The sequence below is a fragment of the Bradyrhizobium sp. LB13.1 genome (genome assembly GCF_054056815.1).
The window spans coordinates 1,845,585-1,867,898 of the sequence record NZ_JBSRYQ010000001.1 but is presented as its reverse complement, the minus strand read 5'-3'; the positions used below and the strand labels follow the sequence as shown (position 1 = coordinate 1,867,898).

The following is a 22,314-nucleotide window of genomic DNA, read 5'->3' as shown; positions in this document are numbered from 1 at the left end:
TCCCTGCGGCGGCCAGACGCAAGCAAGAAGAATGCCCCCCGTCGCACCGCCCTGCGCCGGAAGCAGATCGCCTCTGATGCTCAGCAGCGCCCGCGCTGAAGACAGTGCTCGCGGCCCTGCTGGTCGGTGCGGAAGGACTCGACGAAGCCGCCCTGACGCTGGGCGACGAAGACGGTCTTGCCGTCGCTGCCGCCGAAGGCAAGATTGGTCGGCTCCTTGGCCCTCAACGCGATCTCCCGCTCGACCGCGCCGTTGGCCTTCATCAACGTGATCGTGCCCTTGAGAATGCGCGCGACATAGAGGCGGCCGGCCACGTCGGTGCGCAAACCATCGACGGTGTCGGGCTGAAACGCCTTGACGAGTTTTGCGCCTGTCAGCTCGTTGCCGCTGATGGTGTAGGACCAGATTTGGCCGTTGCTGGATTCGCCGACATAGAGCGTCTTGCCATCAGGGCTGAGATCGATGCCGTTGGTGGTGCCCATCGCGCGCGGCGCCGACATGACCTGTCCCTGCACCGTTCCGTCGGCAGCTTTCGCAATACGCCAGATGTGACCTTCCCTGCCCTTCCAGTTCGGATCGCTCGCATAGATCGTGCCGTCGCGGGCGATCGTGATGTCGTTGGGCTGGTTCATCTCGTCGGAATGAAACCAGATCGCGGGGTCGGTTGATCCCTTCGGGATCGCGAAGATGTTGTGCTTCTTGTAGTCGGCGATGAACATGGTGCCGTCGCGCGCGAAGCGGATGGCGTTGCCGACACTGCCCTCGGGCAGCACCGTGAACGGCTCCGACGTCGCCCTGCCCGCGGGCAGCTTGCCGATGGTGCCGGGCTTGCCAAAATTGACGACAAAGAGATTGCCGTCGAGGTCGGCGGCCGGCCCTTCGATGCCGAAGGTGTATTCGCCCGGTGGCGTCACTTGCACGCTTTCGAACAGCTTTGTTTCCGCCCGGGCCGGTGCCGTCGCAAGGACGAGAAGAACGCTACTGCACAGGCACCAGAAATTCCTGCCGGATGTAATAGCCATCGTCGTCGCTGCACTCGCCATTCAGATAGGGATCGGCCGGCCGAAAGAAGCGGCTGAAGCCGGGTTTGTCTACAACGTTCCTTTGTGTCACGACGACGACCTTGGCGGCCGGTATTTCGCCGCATTCCTTGTTCGTTTTCCCAAAGAACTTGCGCTGCGGCGGGCCGGACTTGATCCGCATCCGGGTGCCCGGAACCATTTTCGCCACCAGCAGATCCGCCGTGTCGCGCAGGCCCGCATAGCCGGGCTCGGTCTTCGGCAATTTTTCCCCGCCCGGGGGCATCAGCTTCTCCGCGCCTAACCCACGAAGCCGCGTGCGCAGCTTGCCGGAATCGGGATCACCCGGATAGATCCAGCCGTCCTGCGACAGCATGAAGCGAAGCACCGTCGCGTCCTTCTGTGCGTCCGATTGGCCGGGCTTCAGCCCGAAATCCGAGTGACAGCCAACGCAGTGCTTCTCGACGAGGCCCTTGCGCAACATCGTGAGGCGGACACCGTTCTGCGCGTCCCCGGCAACGAAGTTCGCAAGTTGATCAATCAGCGCCTGGCTGCGCATGTCGCAGGGCAGCGGCGGCGTCGCATCACCCGCGGCACGGTCGATCCGGATCACGGTCTGGTTCTTGTCCTCGACCAGCCAGATTGCGCCGTCTTCCGCGACCGTCATGCCGACCGGAGCGCCCTGCGGCCGCGCGCCATTGACGCGGTGCCAGCCGGCGATCAGTTCCTCGAACGGCGCGGCGGCGACGTCGCCGGCGTCGGTCTGAAAGCTGTGGGTCGGATCGGCCGCGCAGCTGACGTGGTAACGCACCGGGGCCGGGGCGTACTTCGGGAAGCCGTGGTCGTCAACGTCGTAGACGAGGACACGGCTGCCGGTCGGACGATAGCCATGCAGGCCGACCAGCAGCTTGCCCTCGAGCTCCGGAAATTTCGCGCCGTGATAATAGAGCATCGCGAGCGGCGCGCCATGCGGCGGCAGCAGCGAGAACGGCGCCTTGTAGAGAGCGTTGGCGGTGCACAGCGATCTGTAGACCCCCGACTGCAATACGATCCTGAACTCGGGGCTCGGCGTCGACAAATCGTAGCAATAGGGCCAGCCATAGTGCCGGCCCTGCTCGATCGCGTTGATCTCCTCGTTCGGCTTGAAGATGTCAGGCAGGTCGCGGCCGTTCTCGGCTTGCAGGAAGGCATAGCCGGCATCGGGAAAGTTCGGGTGCAGCGCCAGCGCCATCGAATTGCGCAGGCCACGCGCATAGACGCTGTGCGGCGGGTCGGTATCGCCAGGCTTCAACGCCGGGAAGACGCCGCCCGGGGGCGGCGTGAACAGCCAGATCGATGCCATCGCGGAAGCACCCTCGGCCGCTGCGCAAGGCTTTGTGATCGGTGCCGGCGTGATGCAGTCGTCGCTGTGCGAGCCGACATTGACGAACAACCGGGCCGTTCCTGTCGAACACAAACTGCTTGAACGGATGCGCGCTCTCGTCGAGCCTGGTGCCGTCGGGCAACGTGATCCGGCGGCCCGGCATGTGACGGATGACGGTCTCGACCGTGTCGCGCGGATTGTCGGCGAGCGGATCGAACCGGAAGATCGTCTCGGCGGTCGAGGCATAGAGCTTCTTGTCCGGGCCGATCACGAGGCCGAACGGATACTCAACACCGGTCAGCAATTCCCTGAACCGCTGGCCTTGGGGTGCATGCGGATCGAGCAGCAGCAGCCGGCCATCGGTGTGGCCCCAGCCGGCCATGTCGGCGACCACGAACAGGTCACGGCCCGGTACCTGGATAATCGAGCGCGGGAATTTCAGCCGATCCTCCTCGCTGGCGACGAGACCGGCGCAAAATCCCGCCTTCATGTCGATCTGGATTTTTGGAAAAGCGAGATCGGCGCTGCCGCAGGTCTCCGGACCGATCGCATAGCCGCTCATGCGGACCGGTTCTGATGAGCCTACCGAGGCGAGGGTCAGGAGGACCACCAAGGCGGCCGCGCATGCGCGCAGGCTTCGGCGTTGACGCCAGAATGTGAGGTAGTTCACGGCGCCTCCCGGACTTTCCGTCCAAAGTTGTTCCATGCCGCGGCAACGCCGTCCAGTTGATCAACACCCCCTTGTGATCAAACCCGCAGGGGTCTTCGTCCCGACCAATCTCCGTAGTTTCCCTTACCGGGCTCGGCCCGAATGTTTCGCGAATGCTTCGGGTGGTATTGCTTTGCCGTCCCAATCGCTTTCCGAGGAGGCGTGTATGGTTCAGATGTATTTCCATTGTTCCAATGCCGAAGGCACGCTGGTCGATCGGTACGGCACCCCCGTCGCCAATCTGAACGAGGCCCGCGACCGTGCCGCTCAGATCATGCGCTCGATGATCCTGACGCCCGGCACTGAGGATTGGCGTGACTGGGTGATCCATATCAGCGGCGACGACGGCGAGGAGATCTTCGACCTCCCCTTCGCTGCCATGCTCGGCAAGCCGCACTGAGGTGATGCCATGTTGCTCCCGTCATTGAGCCTGCTCCGCCAGCCCCTGAACTTCGTCGCCGCCAAATGGCAGACGTTGATCCGGGTCGCGGGCAATCCCTACCGCCCCGAGCTTCACTACATGCGCGGGCCCGGCCCGAAATGGCACGCCAAGTATCAGGCCAGCCGGCTGGATCGCGCCCGCTGAGCGCTGCGGCTTCTGCTCCCCACTGACCGGTCTCTCAATTGGTCATGCCCGGGCATAGCCGTCCGAAGGACGGCGTCGCTTCCGCTCGCCTATGCCCCGGCCATTCGCGTCTTGGCGTCTCCCCCGCCTGCTTCACACCAGCCATGTCGCGCCTCCCTTTCGATGTTCTCGTTGGGGGTGATGTGTCATTGTCCACGCACTCCGCCAAGTTGCGGAGCTCAGCGCAACGAAGCCCAGACAATTCAAGCCAAGACACACAGACATCATCATGCCCCACCAGTTCAGCCGCGCCCAAACCGTCCGCAAGCCCGCCGTCACATCCAAAGGCGGCATCGTCGCCTCGCAATCCCGGCGGGCGGCCGAAGTGGGGGCACAAGTGCTGGCCGCGGGCGGAGATTGCGTGGACGCGATCGTCGCGACCACCTTCGCGCTCAACGTGCTGGAGCCCTGGAACAGCGGCATGGGCGGCGGCGGCGCGATGGTGCTCTACCGCGCCGCGGAAAATCGCTATGAGGTGATCGACTACGGCATGTGCGCGCCGCAAAGCCTGCGCGCCGCCGACTATTCGCTCAGCGGCGAAGGCGCGGCCTCCGATCTGTTCCCTTGGCAGCGGGTGAAGGACGACCGCAACATCCATGGTCCCGGCGCGATTGCCGTGCCCGGCGTCGTCGCCGGCATGGAGGAGGCGCATCGCCGCCACGCCACGCTGCCGTGGAAAGATCTGGTCGCGCCGGCAGCGGCCCTCGCCGGCGAAGGCCTACTGGTCGATTGGTGGACCACGCTGATGATCACGGCATCGGCGGCGGACCTTCGACGCTATCCCGCGAGCGCAGCAACATTTCTGAAGGACGGCCTGCCACCGAGCGCGCCGTGGGGCATCAAGTCCGAGACGCGACTGCCGCTGGACACGCTGAAGGCGACGTTATCGCATCTCGCAGCCGCCGGTCCGCGCGACTTCTACCAGGGCGACCTCGCCAAAAGCATCGCTTCCGACATCAATACCGACGGTGGCTCGCTGTCGGTAGAGGACCTCGCCGCGTTCCGGGCCCATCTGCGCGAGCCGCTGGCGGTTCCTTATCGCGGCGGCAAGGTCTTTGCGACGCCCGAGCTCACGGCCGGACCGACGATGGCTCATGCGCTGCGCCTGTTGCAACAGAATTTGGAGCCGGCGAGCGCGCCGGATGCGGCCGCCTATGCCGAATATGCCGTGGCCCTGCAATCGGCCTATCGCGAGCGGCTCAAGGACATGGGGGATGCCGACGGCAAGCGCTCGCTCGGCGCGGAATATCTGGCACCCGCCTGCACCACCCATTTCTCCGTGGTCGACCGCCACGGCAACATGGCGGCGGTGACGCAGACGCTGCTGTCATCCTTCGGCTCGAAATACGTGACGCCGCACAGTGGCATCGCCATGAACAACGGCATCATGTGGTTCGACCCGACGCCGGGCACCACCAACTCGCTCGCATCAGGCAAGCGCTGCCTCACCAACTACACGCCCGTCATCGCCGAGACCAAAGACGGCACGCGGCTCGCGGTCGGCGCTTCCGGCGGTCGCCGCATTCTGCCCTCGGTGATGCAGCTCGTGTCCTTTGCGATGGATTTTGGCATGGACCTCGATACCGCCATCCATCAGCCGCGCATCGACGCCAGCGAAGGCGCGATCGTGATCGGCGATATCAGACTGTCGGCGGACATACGCGAGACGCTCGCGGCGCGCTTCGACTATGAAGAAGCGCGGGTGCAGTCCTTGCCGCAAAAATTCGCCTGCCCGAGCGTGGTGATGCGCGACGGCGACACGAATTTTGGCGCGGTCGAGATTTTCCAGCCCTGGGCCGATGCAGTGGCGGAGGGCTGAGCTTAGATCCCCAGCCGGTCGCGCACCCGGCCCGCGATTACCGCGGTCGTCACGCCCACAGGCCAGAACGCGTGCATCGGGATCGGCTTGATGCCGGTGACGGGCATGTCGATCTCGGCCTTGGCGCCGCCGATCAGGCGGCGCGCGAGCTGCGCGCCCATCGCGGTCGAGAGCGCGACGCCGCGACCATTGCAGCCGAGCGAGATCAGGACGTTGTCCGCCGGCTCGTGCACATGCGGGTAATGATCCCCGGTGATGGCGAGCCGGCTGTTCCAGCCGTGGGTCCAGGCCACGCCCTTGAGCTGCGGCCATAGCCGCTCGGCATATCGCATGAGATAGGCGACGTCTGAGGGCGAGTTGATCCAGCGCATCGGGCCACGGCCGCCCATCAACAGCCGATTCTGCTGATCGATGCGGTAATAGACGGTGATGTGGCCGCTCTCGTAGAGGACGGGACGCGTCGGCATGATCGAACGCGCGACCTCATCCGAAAGCGGAGCGGTGGCGGCGATCGAGGAAAACACCGGCACGATGGTGCGGCGGAGCGCCGGCCAGAGATCGTCGGTGAAACCGTTGGTCGCGAGCAGCACCTTGTCGGCATGCACCACCGCACGCGGCGTTTCGATACGCCAGCGGCTGCCCTCACGGCGCAGCGACAGCGCCGGTGTCTCACCATGGACCTTCGCGCCAGCCGAGATCGCGGCGCGCGCAAGCCCGCGGGCATAGCTGAGCGGATGCAGATCGCCGCCGCGGGTGTCCAGCATGGCGCCAATGTAGCGATCGGTACCGGTCATCTCGCGCAACTGCTCGCGATTCAGGTACGACACCGGCATGCCCCGGCTGATGCACTGCTGCGCGGTTGTCTCGATCGCAGCGGCGCTGGCCTCGTTATAGGCCGCGCGCAGCGTGCCGTTCTGCCGCGCCTCGCACGGGATCTGGTAACGGCGGATCAAATCGTGGGTGAAATTCGTCGCGCCGTAGGAGAAATCGATCATGCGGCGGCCAAGCTCAACGCCGAAATCGGCCTCGATCTGATCGGGGTCGTGCTTCAGACCGGGATTGGTGTGGCCACCGTTATTGCCGGAGGCGCCCCAGCCCGGCTCCTGCGCCTCCAGCACCAGTGCCTCGACACCCTGCTCCGCCAGATGCAACGCCGTGGACAGACCGGTGTAGCCACCGCCAATGATGGCGACCGAGACCGTCTTGTCGACGTCGAGCGGCGGCGTGGCAACCGGCGCGACGGCAGTATCGGCATAGAGCGAGGGCGGCAGAGGCAGGCGCGCGTTCATGGCGAAGACCGGTCAGAGCGGATGCAGCACGCGGCGCAAAAAGTCCTGCGTGCGCGGATGCTGGGGTTGATTGAGCAGCGCCTTGGCCGGACCCTGCTCGACGATGACGCCGCCGTCGATGAACAGCACGCGGTCGGCGACGTCGCGGGCAAAGCCCATCTCGTGGGTGACGACGACCATGGTCATGCCGTCGTCGGCGAGCTTGCGCATCACGCCGAGAACGTCGCCGACCAATTCAGGATCGAGCGCCGAGGTGGGCTCGTCGAACAGGATGGCCTTGGGCTGCATCGCCAGCGCGCGCGCAATCGCGACGCGCTGCTGCTGGCCGCCGGAGAGTTGCGGCGGATGTGCGTCGGCCTTCTCGGCGAGCCCCACTTGCACCAGCAGGGCACGGCCGCGCTCGAGTGCCTGCGCACGCGGCTCCTTCTTCACATAGAGCGGACCTTCGATGACGTTCTCCAGCACCGTCCGGTGCGGGAACAAATTGAAGCGCTGGAACACCATCGAGACCTGGGTGCGGATTTTCACGATCGACGGCGCGTCGCGGTCGACCTTCAATCCCTCGACGCTGATCTCGCCGCGGTCGTAGCTTTCGAGCCCGTTGATACAGCGCAAGATGGTGGACTTGCCGGAGCCGGACGGACCGACGATGCAGACCACCTCGCCCTTCTGCACCGACGCCGTGATGCCCTTGAGCACCTCGTTCTCGCCAAAACTCTTGTGGACGTCGGTAAGCTCGATCATTTCTTGCCGGCCCGTTTCTCGAAGTGACGGACCAGCAGGATCAGCGGAATACTCATGGTGAGATACATCAACGCAACAAGGGTGAACACGTTGGTGTTCTTGAAGGTCGAGGACGCGATCAGCTTGCCTTGCAGCGCGAGCTCGGCGACCGTGATGGTCGAGGCCTGCGACGAATCCTTCAGCATCATGATCATGACGTTGCCGTAAGGCGGCAGCACGATGCGCACCGCCTGCGGCAGCACCACGCGGCGCATGGTGAGCCACCAGCCCATGCCGATCGACTGCGCCGCCTCGATCTGCCCTTTGTCGATGGCCTCGATGCCGGCGCGGAAATTCTCGGCCTGGTAGGCCGAGTATGCGATGCCGAGCCCGAGAATCGCGGCCTGCAATGCGGATAGCGTGACCCCGAGATCGGGCATCACGAAGTAAAGATAGAACAAGAGCACGATGATCGGAATGCCGCGGATCACATTGATCAGGCTGGCGCTGAGCATCGACAGGACGCGGATGCCGGAGACCCGCATCATCGCCCAGACGAGGCCAAGCACTGTCGAGAGCAGGAGCGAGCCGATGGTGACGACGATCGTCAGCACGACGCCGCTCATCAGAATCGGGAAGAATTCAGCCGCGTCGTGCCAGAAGCCTTTCATCGATCAGCTTTCATCGATTGGCTCTGTCGATCAGCCCTGTGCCTTCAGGCCCCATTTATCGAGGATCTTGTCGATGGTGCCGTTGGCCTTCAGCTTCGCGAGCGAGGCGTTGATCTTGCCGAGCAATGCTGTCTCGCCCTTGCGCACGCCGATGCCGACCGAACCGACAGTGACGGGCTTGTAGCCGTCGACGAGACGCACCTCGGGGAAACCGCCCTGCTTGAGATTATAGGCGAGGATCGGATAGTCGGCGTAGCCGGCCTTGAGGCGGCCGGTGTTCACGTCGCGCAGGATGTCGGGGATGGTGTCGTAGGCCTTGACGTCGGCGAACAGGCCGGACTTCTTCAGCGCGTCGACGAAGGCGGTGCCGACCTGGGCGCCGACCGTCTCGCCCTTCAGATCATCCTGCGTGGCGTAGGCCTTGGTGTCGCTCTTCGGCACCACGAGGCCTTCGCCATAAGTGTAGATCGGGTCGGAGAAGTCCACGACTTCCTTGCGCGGCGCCGTGATGAACATCGCGGCAGCAATGATGTCGATCTTGCTCGAAGTCAGCGACGGGATCAGCGTCGAGAATTGCATCGGCTCGATCTGCACGTTGAAGCCGGCATCCTTGCCCACTTCAGTGACTAGATCGACCATGATGCCCTGGATGGTATTGGTCTTGGTGTCGAGGAAGGTGAAAGGAATTCCTGTCGGCGTCGAGCCGACCTTCAGCACTTGCTGCGCCGAAGCCGGCAACATTGCTGCAATCGCGAGTGCCGCGACCGCGGCCAGACCAAAACGCTTCATCGCATTCCCCTTTGGGTCCGGCCGATGGCGGCGCTCGCGCGTGTCATAATCTCAGACGTTGCGGGCCAAGCCGTTTCGGCCTATTTTCACCAATATGAAAATTTGGTCACACTTTCACGAGCGATGCAAGCGGTTTTCATGCACATGAAGGAAGCGGTTTGACGTGAGCGGTGGCAAAAGAATGCGCAGACCGGCCGCCGCAAAGCCGGCAAAGAAGGTGAAGGCCAAAGCCAACACCAAGGCTATCGCCAAAGCGGCCGAGCCGGCGATGGACGTCGCGGTCGGGCGTCGTATTCGCGATCTCAGGCGCATCCGGCAATTCTCGCTCGAGACGATCGCTTCGCGCACGGACCTGTCGATCGGCTTCCTCAGCCAGATCGAGCGCGGCTTGTCGTCGCCGTCGCTGCGCGTGCTGGCGACGCTTTCCGACGTGCTCGGCGTCGGCATCGCCGCGCTGTTCGGCGCGAGCCCGAACGCCGACGGTGCATCCAACCAAATCGTCACGCGCGGGCTTCAGCGGCCCGAACTGAAACTCTGGCGCACCGGCGTGTCGAAGCAATTGCTGAGTCCGGCCAGTGCCGACAACCGGCTCAATCTGTTCCTGGTGCATCTGGAGCCCGGCGGCTCCACTGGTGATGAGCTCTACGCCCATGACGGCGAGGAAGCCGGCCTCGTGCTCGAAGGCGAGATGATGCTGACGGTGGACAGCGAGACATGGTCGCTGAAGACGGGCGACAGTTTTAGATTCGCGAGCCGGCGGCCGCACCGGTTTTCAAATCCGGCTGAGGATGCGAAAGCCGTGGTGCTGTGGGTGAATTGCGTGACGGGGGCGGGGTAGTTTCTTTTCGCTCCGCGAGCACGATCTCAGTCCCGTCATCCTGAGGTGCGAGCAAAGCGAGCCTCGAAGGATGCACGGGCCCGATAGAGCCGGGCCGTCGCCCTTCGATTGGGCCGCTGAAGAAGCGGCCACCTCAGGGCGACGGTGATGGATGGAATACGCGGAGCCTCCAAGCCGTCATTGCGAGTGAAGCGAAGCAAATCCAGACTCTCACCGCGGAGACACTCTGGATTGCTTCGTCGCTTCGCTCCTCGCAATGACGAGAGGATAGAGTCTTACCCGAACCGATATTTGTATCGATCCACCGTCAACGCGCTGACATCGACGTCCGGCTTCTTGCCCGACAGCATGTCCGCGAGCACGCGGCCGGAGCCGCAGGACATGGTCCAGCCGAGCGTGCCGTGGCCCGTGTTGAGATGGAGGTTGGCGTATTGCGTTGCCCCGATCACAGGCGGGCCGTCCGGTGTCATCGGCCGCAGACCGCTCCAGAACGTCGCCTTGGAGAGATCGCCGCCGCGCGGGAACAGATCGGTCAGCGAATGATCGAGCGTGGCGCGCCGCGCATCATAGAGCTGGCTCGAGAAGCCGGAGATTTCGGCGGTGCCGCCGACGCGGATGCGATTTCCCAAACGGGTGATGGCCACTTTGTAGCTCTCGTCCATCACGGTGGATTCCGGTGCGCCGGAGGCGTCCTTGATCGGCACCGTGATCGAATAGCCCTTCACGGGATAGACCGGCAGCGAAATGCCGAGCGGCGCGACCAGCCGCGACGACCAGCTTCCGAGCGCGAGGACGTAGCTATCTGCCTGCAACAATCCGGCGCTGGTCGCGACACCGCTGACGCGCCCGCCGTCGGTGACGATACGATCGATGCCGGTGTTGAACATGAAGCGCACGCCGAGCGCTTCGGCATGCTTGGCCAGCGCCTGCGCGAACATGTGGCAGTCGCCGGTCTCGTCCTGCGGCAAGCGAAGGCCACCAGCGAACTTCTCCTTCACGCTCGCCAGAGCCGGCTCGACCGCGACGCAGCCCTCGCGGCTCAGCACCTCGTAAGGCACGCCATATTGCTTGAGCACGGCGATGTCCTCGCCAGTGCCGTCGAGCTGAGCCTGATAGCGGAACAGCTGCAGCGTGCCCTGCGAGCGCTCGTCATACTGGATGCCGATGTCGCGGCGCAGGTCACGCAGGCAATCGCGGCTGTACTCCGCGATCGGGATCATCCGGCTCTTGTTGATCGCATAGCGCTCGCTTGTGCAATTGCGCAGCATTTTAAGCAGCCAGACCCACATCACGGGGTCGAGCTTCGGCCGGATCACCAGCGGGCCGTGCTTCATCAGCAGCCATTTGACTGCCTTCACCGGTACGCCGGGGCCGGCCCACGGCGACGAATAGCCGGGCGACACTTCGCCGGCGTTGGCAAAGGAGGTCTCGAGCGCCGGCTCTGGCTGACGGTCGACGACCGTTACCTCATGACCGGCACGCGCGAGGTAGTAGGCAGAGGTGACACCGATGACACCGCTGCCGAGGATCAAAACTTTCACGCTTCGTCAAACTCCCGCGGCATTACGCTCGCCGCTGCAAGAGGACACTCCGCAACGGCGAGAGCAATTTATCAGGCCACCCGCTTGATGGCGTCGCCAAGGATCGAGACGATATCGTCGATGTGGCTCTTCTCGACGATCAGCGGCGGCGACAGCGCAAAGGAGTCGCCGCTCATGCGGAAGTACAGCCCGCGATTGAAGCAGTCGACCATGACATCGTAGCCACGCGCACCGACGGTGCCGTCACGCGACGACAGCTCGACCGCACCCATCAGGCCGCAATTGCGGATGTCGACGACATTGGGCAGGCCCTTCAGCGAATGCAGCGCATCGCGCCAGTATTCGGCGATCGACGCGCCGCGCGTCAGGAGGCCTTCGTCCTTGTAGATGTCGAGCGTGGCGATACCAGCGGCGCAGGCGACCGGATGCGCCGAATAAGTGTAGCCGTGGAACAGCTCCATCGCGTTCTCCGGGCCGACCATCAGGCCGTCATGCACCTTGCGGCTTGCGAACACCGCGCCGCAGGGAACGGTGCCGTTGGTGATGCCCTTGGCCGTCGTCATCATATCTGGCGTGACGCCGAAGAAGTTGGCTGCGAACGGGGTGCCGAGGCGACCGAACCCGGTGATGACCTCGTCGAAGATCAGGAGGATGCCGTGCTTGTCGCAGATCTCGCGCAGGCGCTGGAGATAGCCCTTCGGCGGCGGCAGCACCGCGGTCGAACCCGGCACCGGCTCGACGATGACGGCGGCGATGGTCTCGGCGCCGTGCAAGGCCACCAGACGCTCGAGATCGTCGGCGAGCTCGGCGCCGTGCTCCGGCTGGTCCTTGGCGAAAGCGTTGCGGGTGAGATCGTGGGTGTGGCGGATGTGGTCGACGCCCGGCAGCAGGGTGGCGAAGGCGCGGCGGTTGGCGACCATGCCGCCGACCGAGGTGCCGCCGAAGCCGACGCCGTGATAGCCGCGCTCACGGCCGATCAGGCGGGTGCGGCTCGCCTGACCGTTGGCCCGGTGATAGGCGAGCGCGATCTTCAGCGCGGTGTCGACCGACTCGGAGCCGGAATTGGTGAAGAAGATGCGGTCGAGGCCCTTGGGCGCGATCTCGGCGAGGCGCTCGGCGAAATCAAACGCCAGCGGATGGCCCATCTGGAACGACGGCGCGAAGTCCAGCGTCATCAGCTGCCGCTCGACCGCGGCGGCGATCTGCTTGCGGCCATGGCCGGCATTGACGCACCAGAGGCCGGCGGAGGCGTCGATCACCTTGCGGCCGTCCACGGTGGTGTAGTGCATGCCCTCGGCCGAGGAAAACAGGCGCGGCGCCTTCTTGAACTGCCGGTTGGCCGTGAACGGCATCCAGAACGAGTCGGTCTTGATGGTGTTCGGAATCTGATGAAGGGTCACGGGCCACGCTCCTTTGCTGACATGCTACCAGAGCCACGGCTTTAAAAGCGCAACAAGTCCTTTTCTGTACGCCAGCAACCCATTGATTTCACTGGGGCTGCCGGGCCATATTTGCGCGATCCGCAACACCTGCAACACGGGACCAGAGCAAGGACCAGGACATGAGCGTCGATATCGGTGGACGGCTGCGATTTATCCGGGCGCGCCAGAAGCTGTCGCAGCGCGAGCTCGCCAAGCGTGCGGGCGTCACCAATTCGACGATCTCGCTGATCGAGTCCAACCAGATGAACCCGTCCGTGGGGGCGCTCAAGCGCATCCTCGACGGCATTCCGATGGGGCTCGCCGAATTCTTTGCGCTGGAGCCGGAGAGCCGGCGCAAGATTTTCTATCGCTCGGAAGAGCTGACCGAGGTCGGCAAGAAGCCGATCTCCTACCGCCAGATCGGCGACAATCTGTTCGGTCGCAGCCTGCAGATCCTGAAGGAGCGCTACGAGCCCGGCAGCGACACCGGGCGCGTCCACCTCGTCCATGACGGCGAGGAAGGCGGCATCGTGATCTCCGGAAAGCTCGAAGTCACCGTCGAGGACGAGCGCCGCATCCTCAATCCCGGCGACGCCTACTACTTCGAGAGCCGACGCCCGCATCGATTCCGCTGCGTCGGCGGCAAACCGTGCGAAGTGATCTCGGCCTGCACACCGCCGACGTTTTGAGGCGGCGGCAGGCCGAAGGCCTTCAAAGCTGCGTCAACAGATCCTCGATCCGGATCGGGAAACGACGCACACGCACGCCGGTCGCATGCCAGACCGCGTTGGCGACCGCGCCTGCGCTGCCCGTGATGCCGATTTCGCCGACGCCCTTGATGCCGAGCGCGTTCACATGCGGATCGTGCTCCTCGACCATGACCACGTCGAGCGGCGGCACGTCGGCATTCACCGGGATGTGGTACTCGCCGAGATTGGCATTCATGATCCGGCCGCTGCGGCGGTCGGTGATGGCCTCCTCGTGCAGCGCGAACGACATGCCCCAGATCATCCCGCCGAACAGCTGGCTCTGCACCATGCGCGGATTGACGATACGCCCCGCGGCGAAGGCGCCGACCATGCGGGTGACGCGGACCTGGCCGAGTTCGGGATCGACCTTTACCTCCGCGAACACGGCGCCATGGGCGTGCATCGCATACTCCTCCATCGCCGCCGGATTCGGCGCGCCGGTGCCGCGCGCCTCGACCTCGGCAACGCCGGCGCGCGCGAGAATCTCGGAATAGCCCTCGCCGCGGCTTTCGTCGTCGCGTCGGATCAGCCTGCCATCGCGCGCGATCACGCCGGCATTGCCGGCACCGAACAGCGGCGAGCGCTCATCGTTGGTGGCGAGATCGGCGAGCTTTGCGATCACGGCCGCGCCGGCGCTGTGGATTGCGGCACCTGCGGTCGCCGTATGCGCGGAGCCACCGGCAATGCCGGCATCGGGCAGGTCGGATGAACCCGCCTTAAACTCGACGCGGTCGATATCAAGCCCGAGTTCGTCGGCCGCGATCTGCGCGAGCGCCGTCCAGGCGCCCTGCCCCATGTCATGCGCGCCGATCTCCATCGCGCCGGAGCCGTCGCGGCGAAGCACCGCACGCGCTTCGGCCTGGAACATCAGCGCCGGGAAGGTCGCGGTGCCCATGCCCCAGCCGACCAGGAGGCCGGCATCGTCGCGCATCTGCCGCGGCTGGAGCGGTCGCTTCGCCCAGCCGAAGCGCGCAGCGCCCTGCTCGTAACAGGCGCGCAGCGCCTTGGACGAGAACGGCTTGCCGGTGATCGGCTCGACCTCGGCATAATTCTTCAGGCGGAAGGCGAGCGGATCGATGCCGCAGGCCCAAGCCATCTCGTCGATCGCGCTCTCCAGCGCGATCGATCCGGGCGCCTCGCCGGGCGCGCGCATGAATAGCGGCGTGCCTGTGTTGACGCGCACGGCGTCGTGCGAGGTGCGGATTGCAGGCGCGGCATAGAGCGTGTGCGAGGCATCCGCTGCGGGCTCGTAAAAATCGTCGAACGTGCTCGACACGGTCCTCGCATGGTGATCGAGCGCGGTCAGGCGCCCCTCGCCGTCGGCGCCGATGCGCAGCCGCTGCCGCGTCGGCGCGCGATGACCGACCGGGCCGTACATCTGCTCGCGGCGCAGCACCAGCTTGACCGGTTTGCCGACGAGCTTTGCCGCCATGATGCCGAGGACCGGAGGACCAGCCATGAGTCCCTTCGAGCCGAAGCCGCCGCCGAGGAACGGGCTGCGGATGTGGATCTTGTCGTGCGCGATGCCGAACAATTCGGCAACACGCGCAAGCGACAGCATGAGACCCTGGGTCGGCATGTCGATCTGCAGACTGTCGCCATCCCAGCTTGCCACGATCGCATGCGGCTCCATCGCGTTGTGATATTGCGGCGGCGTCTCGTAAATCGCGTCGATCTGCTTCTCTGCAGCGGCAAGGCCGGCCTCGACATCGCCGCGGTGATTTTCGGTCGGATTGCCCACGCCCACAACTGGCGGCACGAAACCTTCGCCGGCGTCGAGTCCCACGAGCGCGGGCAGCGTCTCATAGCGCGGCGCCAGCAACGCCGCGCCTTCCGTGGCCGCTTCCAGCGTCTCGGCGATCACGACGGCGATGGGCTGGTTGGCGTAGCGGACCTCATTGCTCTGCAACACCTCCATCCGGAATACGAATGGATTGGTCTTGATCTCAGGATCGATCGCGAGCTCAGGCTTGTGGTCTGATGTCATGACATCGACGACGCCGGGATGGCGCTTGGCAGCGGCGACATCGAGCGAGGTCACACGGCCGCGCGAAATGCCGGCGACGGCCATCACAGCAAACAGCATGCCGGACGGATGATTGTCGGCGGCGTAGGTCGCCTGCCCCTTGACCTTGAGGACCCCGTCGCGGCGGGTCAGAGGCTGGCCGATATTCGAGCCGTGGCGCAGATGGGCGGGCGCGCTGGTGAGATTTAGCTCAGGCATGAATGGCTCCGGACGTCGAGGCAAAGGGAGAGGCCGGCAGCGCGGGGATACGCGCGGGCGTACCGGCAGTGGCGAGGGTCAGCGCGCGCACGACGATGCGGCGCGCGAGCTCGATCTTGAAGGCGTTGTCGCCCGACGGCTTTGCGTCGGCGAGCGCGCGCCATGCGGCCTCCTGGAAAGCGTCGGCTGTTGGCGCGACGTTCCTGAGCACGTCCTCCGCGGCTCGGGCGCGCCAGGGCTTTGCGGCGACGCTGCCGAGCGCAAGCCGCGCGTCCACGATCTTGCCGTTCTCGATCTGCAACGCAGCCGCAGCGGAGACGACGGCGAAGGCGTAGGAAGTTCTATCGCGGACCTTGAGATAGCGCGCATGCGCGGCAAAGCTGCGTGCCGCGGGCGGCAAACGCACCGCGACGATCAGGTCGCCGGGCTCGAGCGCAGATTCACGCTCGGGCGTATTGCCGGGCAGACGGTGCAGTTCGTCGAGCGCGATCTCGCGCCGCCCGTTCCTGCCCTCGATCTCGACGACGGCGTCAAGCGCGACCAGCGGTACGCAAAAGTCGGACGGATGCGTGGCGATGCAGCTTTCGCTCCAGCCGAGCACGGCGTGGGTGCGGTTCTCGCCGTCGCGCGCGTCGCAGCCGCTGCCGGCCTCGCGCTTGTTGCAACGGCTGGCCGTGTCGTAAAAATAAGCGCAGCGCGTCCGTTGCAGGAGATTGCCGCCGACGGTCGCCGCATTGCGCAGCTGCGCCGATGCGCCGGAGAGCAGCGCTTCAGCGACGGCCGGATAGGACCTTGCAAAGTCCGCGTCATGCGCGAGATCAGCATTGCCCACCAATGCGCCGATACGCACACCACCGTCGGCGAGGCGCTCGATCCGGTCGAGCCCGTCGAGATGCGTGACGTCGACCAGACGATCCGGACGGCTGACGCCGCCCTTCATCAGATCGAGCAGATTGGTGCCGGCAGCGAGATAGGCCGCACCCGGCTGCGCGGCGGCAGCGACGGCCTCGGCAACCGTGACAGGCCTGACGTAATCAAATTGCTTCATGCGGAGCGCCTCTGATTGGATTCGTCCATACCCGCCTGGGCGTCGAGCACGGCATCGACGATGCCGGCATAGGCGCCGCAGCGGCACAGATTGCCGCTCATGCATTCACGGATGCGCTCGGGATCGTTGCCGGCCTGCGCCTCGTTCATCATGCCGATGGCGCTCATGATCTGGCCGGGCGTGCAGAAGCCGCACTGAAAACCGTCATGGGCGATGAAGGCGGCCTGCACGGGATGAAGCTGGTCGCCGCGAGCAACGCCTTCGATGGTGAGGATATCGGCGCCATCATGGCTGATGGCGAGCGCGAGGCAGGAGTTGATGCGCTTGCCGTCGACGAGAATGGTGCAGGCGCCGCATTGGCCGCGGTCGCATCCCTTCTTGGTTCCGGTCAGATGGAGGCGCTCACGCAGGAGATCGAGCAGCGTGACGCGCGGATCGTCGAGGACGAAGTCGCGCCGCGCACCGTTCACGGTGAGGCTGATGGAGTGGTTCATACAAGGCTCCGATCAGATATGGACATGAGTCGTCGCGCAGCGCGCCACCGCCGTGGCCGCTGTCGACATGCGCCCCCCGAACATCATCCGGGGTAACGACTTCAGCGAAGATACGGAGGCAGCCTCCGCTTAACAAGGGCCGGCGGGAAATATTTGGAATTCGTCAAAAGCCCGTGCGCATCAACGCGATGCAGCTAGCCAAGGGTTCAATCTAACCAATTCGTGATCTACATTGCGTGGATGGACGAGCACACCGCCCAGACCCGGAAGCCCCGCGCCGATGCCCTGCGCAATCGCGAGCGCGTGCTCGAGGCGGCGAAAACCGTGTTCAATGCGGGCGGCCCCGAGGCGAGCCTGGAGGCCGTCGCAAAACGCGCCGGCGTCGGCATCGGCACGCTCTATCGCCATTTCCCGACGCGCGAGGATTTGTTCGAGGCGGTGTACCGGCGCGAGGTCGAACACCTCAGCGAGCTTGCCGAGCAGTTGAAGAATGCGAAGGACCCGGTCGATGCGCTGCGGCGCTGGCTGCGCTCCAACGTCGAATTCGTTGCCACGAAAAAGGGCATGTCGGCCGCGCTGGCGCTGACGTTCCAGAGTTCGTCGGACCTGGCTGCCTTCTCGATGGAGCGTCTGACCAAGGCAATCGGCTCGCTGCTCGACCGCGCGGTCGCGGCGGGCCAGATGCGCAGCGACGTCAGTCCGGAGGACCTGCTGCGGGCCCTTGTCGGCATGTGCTACATGCACGACCAGCCCGGCTGGCAATCCTCGGTGCTGCGGATGCTCGACGTGTTCGTCGACGGCTTGCGCGTGCAGCCGGTCGCGAAAGCCAAGGAGCCCGCCGCCAAAGCGGCGAAGCCGGTCGCGAAACGGAAGCGATAGCTGCGCAGATGTGCTAGGATGGGCGCCGCCGGATATCAACGCGGAGCCTGTCATGCGCATCGCCGCCTTGCTCGTCTGTCTCATTGTCGTCTTCAGCTCTGTCTCGGCACGCGCCGACGATGTCGCAACGGCGCAGGGCGTGATTCGCGCCCAGGAGCAGGCGTTCGGCCGCCGCGATGCGGCAGCCGCCTATTCCTACGCCGCACCGGCGGTCAGGGAGTTATTCCCCGCGCCCGATATCTTCATGTCCATGGTGCAAAACGGCTACGCGCCGGTTTACCGGCACAAGAGCTTTGAATTCGGTGACAGCAAGAGCGAAGGTAAGTCGATTTCCCAGCGCGTTCACATCGTCGATGCCGATGGCGAAGCCTGGGAGGCGCTCTACACGCTCGAACAGCAGGGCGACGGCAGCTACAAGATCACCGGCTGCTCGCTGCTGAAGGCAGGGCGAGAGGTTTAGGTTGCGAAACCCGGTCTCGCCCTGACCGCGTTCATCCGCGACCGGATCAGGAGCGTCAGAACGATGCCGATATTGAGCGCGTTCCACGCCACGCCGTTCGCGAACGCTGCGGCGTAGGAGCCGGTGGCATCGAAGATCATCCCGGACACCCAGCCGCCGAAGGACATGCCGAACACCGAGGCGAAGATCACGATGCCGACGCGCGTTGCGGCCTGGCTCGCCGGCATCGCCTCGCGCACGATGATGGCGTAGCTCGGTACGATGCCGCCCTGGAACAGGCCGAACATCGCGGAGATCAGGTAGAGAGAGGCGAGGCTGTCGAAGAACAAATAGAACACCAGCGCAAAGCCTTGCGCCAATGCCCCGATCAGCAACGTGGGGATGCCGCCGATCTTGTCGGCAAGGAAGCCCGAGCCGATCCGGCTGACGATGCCGCAGGCCATCATCAACGACAGCATCTCGGCGCCGCGTGCCACGCCGTAGCCGAGATCGCCGCAATAAGCGACGATATGCACCTGCGGCATCGCCATCGCCACGCAGCAGGAGATGCTGGCGATCGAGAGCAGCACCGTCAGCGTGTTGGTCGAAAGCTTGAGATCGACCCGCGGCGGCGGAGCATTGGCATGATTGCGCACCTTGTCGTCGCCCATCTGCGTGCGCAGGACCAGCACCAGGATGGTCATCAAGCTCACGCAGACGAGGCCGATGCCGATATGCGTGTAGCGCCAGCCGATCGTCTGCATGCCCCAATTCACCATCGGCGGCCACATCGTGCCGGCGACGTAATTGCCGCTCGCAACGATGGTCACGGCAAGGCCGCGATAGCGCTCGAACCAGTGCGAGGCCTCAGCCATCAGGGGCGCGAAGGTTGCGGAGGTGCCGAGCCCGATCAGGAAATACGCCGCCACGAACTGCCAGAGTTGGGTCGACAGACCCGCGAGCACATTGGCGACGCCGAGGAAAGCGATGCTGATCGCCATCGCCCACACGATGCCGAAGCGATCCGTGATCTTGCCGGCGATCACGCCGCCAAGCCCGAAGCCGAACATCATGAGAGTGAACGCCAGCGACACCGCGCCGCGCGTCGCGGCGAATTCGGTCTGCACCGCGGGAATCATGACCACGATGGCCCACATGCCGACGCCGCCGATCGAGCCGATCAGAAGCGCAATCACAAGCCGCATCCAGGCCTGACGGGAATCAGGGCTGAATGTCTCAGGCGTTTGTCCTGAATGATTTGGTGCGTGCACGAGTGGACCATGGTCGCGGATCGCCACAGGGTCAAGCATTGTGGCGCGATATTGGGCATGCACGGTGCACTGCGGTAAGAAGGAGCTTGGCGACCGCACGGTTTGCCATTAATCTGCAATCAGCGTGTGCAACATCGCCGCGCGGAGCGTATGTCGGCGGAATGTTGCTGCGATTGACACGATCGATGCGGATCAGGGTGGGGCGCCTCATTGCCCTCGCCTATCTGTTTTGCGTGCTCGCGCCGGCCGCAAGCCTCGCCTGGGGTCAAGGTCCGGCACCATGCCTTGACGACGTCCTGCTCGCCGACATCGTGCCCGCGCATCATCAGATGCAGACGAGCCATACGCATGGCGATTCCTCGCACGACCACGCGGGGGCACATGCGCATCAACGGACCGCCGCGCAGGACGCGCCCGCTCCGCATCATCACGACGGGAAGGGTACGCCAGGACCGTGCTGTGCGATGATGTGCGTGTTTGCGCTGCCGGCCGACCTGCCCAGCGTCGCAAAACCGCTTCAGCCGGTTTCCGCCTGCGCGCCCGAGATCGTGGCCAGCCTGCACAGCGCGACGCCGCCCCTGCTCTACCGCCCTCCCATCGCCTGATCTGACATTCGATGACATCAGGACGAGCGCGCATCTGCGCGCGCGAGCCTGTGGTCTTCTGACAGATCAGGGATGAATTATGCTTACGCTTTCCGGGGCGAAGTCCGCCGCCGCACTTGCTGTGCGTGGACGACATTTTCGATTCAAGTGGCCGCTGGTGGCCGCAATGGCATTGGCGCTGTCCGGCTGTATGCCGGCAACTGCACCCATGGCCGGCGCCGATCCCGCCGATCCCTCCGCGAAGGTGGCGCGCACCTTCTATCGTTCGACGATTGCACCCTACGACAGCCTGCGGCCGGCGACGCCGGCACCATGGCGCGAGCGCAACGACGGTGTCGCGCCGCAGCCGAAGCAAGACCGGTAGGAGCGTCCGTGACACATCATTTTGCGCGCAGCCTGCTCGTTCTTGCCTCGCTCGGCTTGTCGGGCTGTGCCGCGTTTTCGCCCGATGGCGGCATGAATGCCGTCTCGGAGCTGACGAGCCAGACCATCAACAAGGACGTCGCCTTCGTGCGAACGACCGAGGGAGCCGGCGCGGTCGACGCGCGCGTTCGCCACCTGCTCTCGCGCACACTGACCGTCGAGACCGCCGTGCAGATCGCGCTGCTCGACAACAAGGGACTGCAGGCCGCCTATAACGAGCTGGCGCTGGCCGAGACCGATCTGGTCGAGCAAAGCCTGCCGCCCAATCCCGTGTTCTCGATCTCGCGGATCTCGGGCAACGGCGCCAGCGAAATCGAACGTCAGGTGGTCGGCGACATCCTCGCGCTCGCCACCCTACCGTTCCGCTCCGAGATCGCACGCGACCGCTTTCGTCAGGCCCAGTTGCGCGCGGCGCTGGCGACATTGCGGCTCGCCGCCGATGTCCGCCGCGCTTATTTTCGCGCGGTCGCCGGCAACGAGATGGTGGCGCTGCTGACAGACGCAAAGGCGACGGCGGAATCGACCGCACAGCTCGCAGTCAAGCTCGGCGAAACCGGTTCGATCAACAAGCTCGACCAGGCGCGCGAGCAGGTTTTCTACGCCGAAACCACCGCCGACCTCGCAACCGTGCGGCAGACCGCAACGAGCGCGCGCGAAAAGCTGGCGCGCCTGATGGGACTGTGGGACGGCGGACTCGATTTCCGTCTGCCCAACCAACTGCCGCCGCTGCCGCGCCGACCGCTGGCCTTGCCTTCGATCGAAGCCGACGCAGTCGCCCATCGCATCGACTTGCAGATCGCACGGCTGGAGCTGACGGCGCTGGCAAAATCGCTCGACATCACCGAGGCGACGCGCTTCGTGACACTGCTCGATCTCGCCGGCATCTCCCGCCGCACCCAGGATCCGGAGGGCGCGCCGTTCCGCGAACGCGGCTTCGACGTGCAGTTCCAGATCCCGATCTTCGACGGCGGCGAGGTACGGGTGCGGCAGGCGGCGGAGACCTACAACCTCGCCTTCAACCGCCTGACCGAACGCGCCGTCAATGTGCGCTCCGAGGCGCGCGATGCTTATCGTGTCTATCGCTCCAGCTACGACGTCGCCGGCCACTACCAGCGCGAGATCCTGCCCTTGCGAAAAATCATCACCGAGGAGATGCAGCTCCGCTTCTCCAGCATGCAGGTCGATATCTTCGCACTGCTCACCGAAGCGCGGCAGCGCCTGGCTTCGCTGCGCGGCGCGATCGACGCGAAGCAAAAATTCTTTCTCGCCCAGTCCGACTTGCAGACCGCCGTCAACGGCGGCGGCGCGCCTGCTTCTGGTAGCGACAATTCAACCAGCATCGCCGCGGCAGCGCCTGCCGATGGCGGCCACTGAC

Annotated in this window: 21 protein-coding genes and 1 pseudogene; 10 read left to right on the top strand and 12 right to left on the bottom strand. The window is 65.0% G+C overall.

Translation table 11 applies throughout. The annotated features are described in order from the left end of the window. Window positions 1–80: 80 nt before the first annotated feature. Window positions 81–1,022: an SMP-30/gluconolactonase/LRE family protein gene (locus ACVWYI_RS08795; RefSeq protein ID WP_456661700.1), complete on the bottom strand. Its 942-nt coding sequence runs from the start codon at window positions 1,020–1,022 to the stop codon at window positions 81–83. Next, a pseudogene (locus tag ACVWYI_RS08790) lies at window positions 979–3,052 on the bottom strand (PQQ-dependent sugar dehydrogenase). Before ACVWYI_RS08790 ends, ACVWYI_RS08795 begins: the two are co-directional and overlap by 44 nt. A 205-nt stretch (window positions 3,053–3,257) precedes the next feature. Between ACVWYI_RS08790 and ACVWYI_RS08785 the strand changes: the two are divergent. From ACVWYI_RS08785 to ACVWYI_RS08775, 3 genes are all read left to right on the top strand, one after another. Beyond that, window positions 3,258–3,491 carry a DUF6894 family protein gene (locus tag ACVWYI_RS08785; RefSeq protein WP_354106946.1) on the top strand — a complete coding sequence of 78 codons (234 nt, stop codon included), beginning with the start codon at window positions 3,258–3,260 and terminating at the stop codon, window positions 3,489–3,491. 9 nt (window positions 3,492–3,500) lie between these two features. After that, window positions 3,501–3,677 carry a hypothetical protein gene (locus ACVWYI_RS08780; protein ID WP_354047521.1) on the top strand — a complete coding sequence of 59 codons (177 nt, stop codon included), beginning with the start codon at window positions 3,501–3,503 and terminating at the stop codon, window positions 3,675–3,677. A 268-nt stretch (window positions 3,678–3,945) separates the two neighbouring features. Beyond that, the gene (locus tag ACVWYI_RS08775) at window positions 3,946–5,535 is read left to right on the top strand and encodes a gamma-glutamyltransferase (RefSeq protein WP_456661699.1); all 1,590 of its coding nucleotides are present in this window, start codon (window positions 3,946–3,948) and stop codon (window positions 5,533–5,535) included. Between the two features lie 2 nt (window positions 5,536–5,537). On the opposite strand, the gene ACVWYI_RS08770 is transcribed toward ACVWYI_RS08775, so the two are convergent. The 4 genes from ACVWYI_RS08770 to ACVWYI_RS08755 are packed head-to-tail and all read right to left on the bottom strand — an operon-like array spanning window position 5,538 to window position 9,007. After that, entirely contained in the window at window positions 5,538–6,824 is a 1,287-nt protein-coding gene (locus ACVWYI_RS08770) for an NAD(P)/FAD-dependent oxidoreductase (RefSeq protein ID WP_456661698.1), read from the bottom strand. 12 nt (window positions 6,825–6,836) lie between these two features. Further along, window positions 6,837–7,568, bottom strand: a complete 732-nt coding sequence (locus tag ACVWYI_RS08765; protein WP_247441149.1) for an amino acid ABC transporter ATP-binding protein — start codon at window positions 7,566–7,568, stop codon at window positions 6,837–6,839. Continuing rightward, a complete protein-coding gene (locus tag ACVWYI_RS08760) occupies window positions 7,565–8,218 on the bottom strand; it encodes an amino acid ABC transporter permease (protein WP_247348947.1) in 654 nt (217 codons plus the stop codon). Before ACVWYI_RS08760 ends, ACVWYI_RS08765 begins: the two co-directional genes overlap by 4 nt. Before the next feature lie 30 nt (window positions 8,219–8,248). Further along, window positions 8,249–9,007: an ABC transporter substrate-binding protein gene (locus ACVWYI_RS08755; protein WP_456661697.1), complete on the bottom strand. Its 759-nt coding sequence runs from the start codon at window positions 9,005–9,007 to the stop codon at window positions 8,249–8,251. A gap of 181 nt (window positions 9,008–9,188) precedes the next feature. Here ACVWYI_RS08755 and ACVWYI_RS08750 point away from each other — a divergent pair, with 181 nt between their 5' ends. Continuing rightward, a complete protein-coding gene (locus ACVWYI_RS08750) occupies window positions 9,189–9,845 on the top strand; it encodes a helix-turn-helix domain-containing protein (protein ID WP_456661696.1) in 657 nt (218 codons plus the stop codon). A 275-nt stretch (window positions 9,846–10,120) separates the two neighbouring features. Here ACVWYI_RS08750 and ACVWYI_RS08745 read toward each other — a convergent pair whose 3' ends face one another. Both ACVWYI_RS08745 and ACVWYI_RS08740 read right to left on the bottom strand, forming a co-directional pair. Further along, the gene (locus tag ACVWYI_RS08745) at window positions 10,121–11,386 is read right to left on the bottom strand and encodes a D-amino acid dehydrogenase (RefSeq protein WP_456661695.1); all 1,266 of its coding nucleotides are present in this window, start codon (window positions 11,384–11,386) and stop codon (window positions 10,121–10,123) included. Window positions 11,387–11,457: 71 nt separating this feature from the next. Continuing rightward, the gene (locus tag ACVWYI_RS08740; protein WP_247348951.1) at window positions 11,458–12,786 is read right to left on the bottom strand and encodes an aspartate aminotransferase family protein; all 1,329 of its coding nucleotides are present in this window, start codon (window positions 12,784–12,786) and stop codon (window positions 11,458–11,460) included. Window positions 12,787–12,947: 161 nt separating this feature from the next. On the opposite strand from ACVWYI_RS08740, the gene ACVWYI_RS08735 reads away from it, so the two are divergent. Further along, window positions 12,948–13,496 carry a cupin domain-containing protein gene (locus ACVWYI_RS08735; protein WP_135176788.1) on the top strand — a complete coding sequence of 183 codons (549 nt, stop codon included), beginning with the start codon at window positions 12,948–12,950 and terminating at the stop codon, window positions 13,494–13,496. A 22-nt stretch (window positions 13,497–13,518) separates the two neighbouring features. Here the strand turns inward: ACVWYI_RS08735 and ACVWYI_RS08730 are convergent, their stop codons facing one another. From ACVWYI_RS08730 to ACVWYI_RS08720, 3 genes are read right to left on the bottom strand one after another with little or no spacing between them, the layout of a single operon-like run. After that, a complete protein-coding gene (locus ACVWYI_RS08730) occupies window positions 13,519–15,780 on the bottom strand; it encodes a xanthine dehydrogenase family protein molybdopterin-binding subunit (protein WP_456661694.1) in 2,262 nt (753 codons plus the stop codon). Further along, a complete protein-coding gene (locus tag ACVWYI_RS08725; protein ID WP_456661693.1) occupies window positions 15,773–16,828 on the bottom strand; it encodes an FAD binding domain-containing protein in 1,056 nt (351 codons plus the stop codon). Before ACVWYI_RS08725 ends, ACVWYI_RS08730 begins: the two co-directional genes overlap by 8 nt. Further along, entirely contained in the window at window positions 16,825–17,322 is a 498-nt protein-coding gene (locus ACVWYI_RS08720) for a (2Fe-2S)-binding protein (protein WP_456661692.1), read from the bottom strand. Before ACVWYI_RS08720 ends, ACVWYI_RS08725 begins: the two co-directional genes overlap by 4 nt. Before the next feature lie 240 nt (window positions 17,323–17,562). On the opposite strand from ACVWYI_RS08720, the gene ACVWYI_RS08715 reads away from it, so the two are divergent. Both ACVWYI_RS08715 and ACVWYI_RS08710 read left to right on the top strand, forming a co-directional pair. Then, the gene (locus ACVWYI_RS08715) at window positions 17,563–18,201 is read left to right on the top strand and encodes a TetR/AcrR family transcriptional regulator (protein WP_456664496.1); all 639 of its coding nucleotides are present in this window, start codon (window positions 17,563–17,565) and stop codon (window positions 18,199–18,201) included. Window positions 18,202–18,253: 52 nt separating this feature from the next. Next, window positions 18,254–18,661, top strand: coding sequence for a DUF4864 domain-containing protein (locus ACVWYI_RS08710; protein ID WP_456661691.1), 408 nt, complete (start codon window positions 18,254–18,256; stop codon window positions 18,659–18,661). Here ACVWYI_RS08710 and ACVWYI_RS08705 read toward each other — a convergent pair. Next, window positions 18,658–19,845 (bottom strand): MFS transporter, encoded by a 1,188-nt coding sequence (locus tag ACVWYI_RS08705; protein ID WP_247348959.1) that lies wholly within the window; start codon window positions 19,843–19,845, stop codon window positions 18,658–18,660. The two genes, ACVWYI_RS08710 and ACVWYI_RS08705, sit on opposite strands and share 4 nt — an antisense overlap. A 251-nt stretch (window positions 19,846–20,096) precedes the next feature. Here ACVWYI_RS08705 and ACVWYI_RS08700 point away from each other — a divergent pair, with 251 nt between their 5' ends. The 3 genes from ACVWYI_RS08700 to ACVWYI_RS08690 all read left to right on the top strand — a co-directional run bounded on the left by ACVWYI_RS08700 (window position 20,097) and on the right by ACVWYI_RS08690 (window position 22,313). After that, window positions 20,097–20,516, top strand: a complete 420-nt coding sequence (locus ACVWYI_RS08700; protein WP_456661690.1) for a hypothetical protein — start codon at window positions 20,097–20,099, stop codon at window positions 20,514–20,516. Window positions 20,517–20,595: 79 nt separating this feature from the next. Further along, the gene (locus tag ACVWYI_RS08695) at window positions 20,596–20,880 is read left to right on the top strand and encodes a hypothetical protein (RefSeq protein WP_456661689.1); all 285 of its coding nucleotides are present in this window, start codon (window positions 20,596–20,598) and stop codon (window positions 20,878–20,880) included. An 8-nt stretch (window positions 20,881–20,888) separates the two neighbouring features. Next, on the top strand, window positions 20,889–22,313 hold the full coding sequence (locus tag ACVWYI_RS08690; RefSeq protein WP_456661688.1) for a TolC family protein: 1,425 nt from the start codon (window positions 20,889–20,891) through the stop codon (window positions 22,311–22,313). Window position 22,314 lies beyond the last annotated feature (1 nt).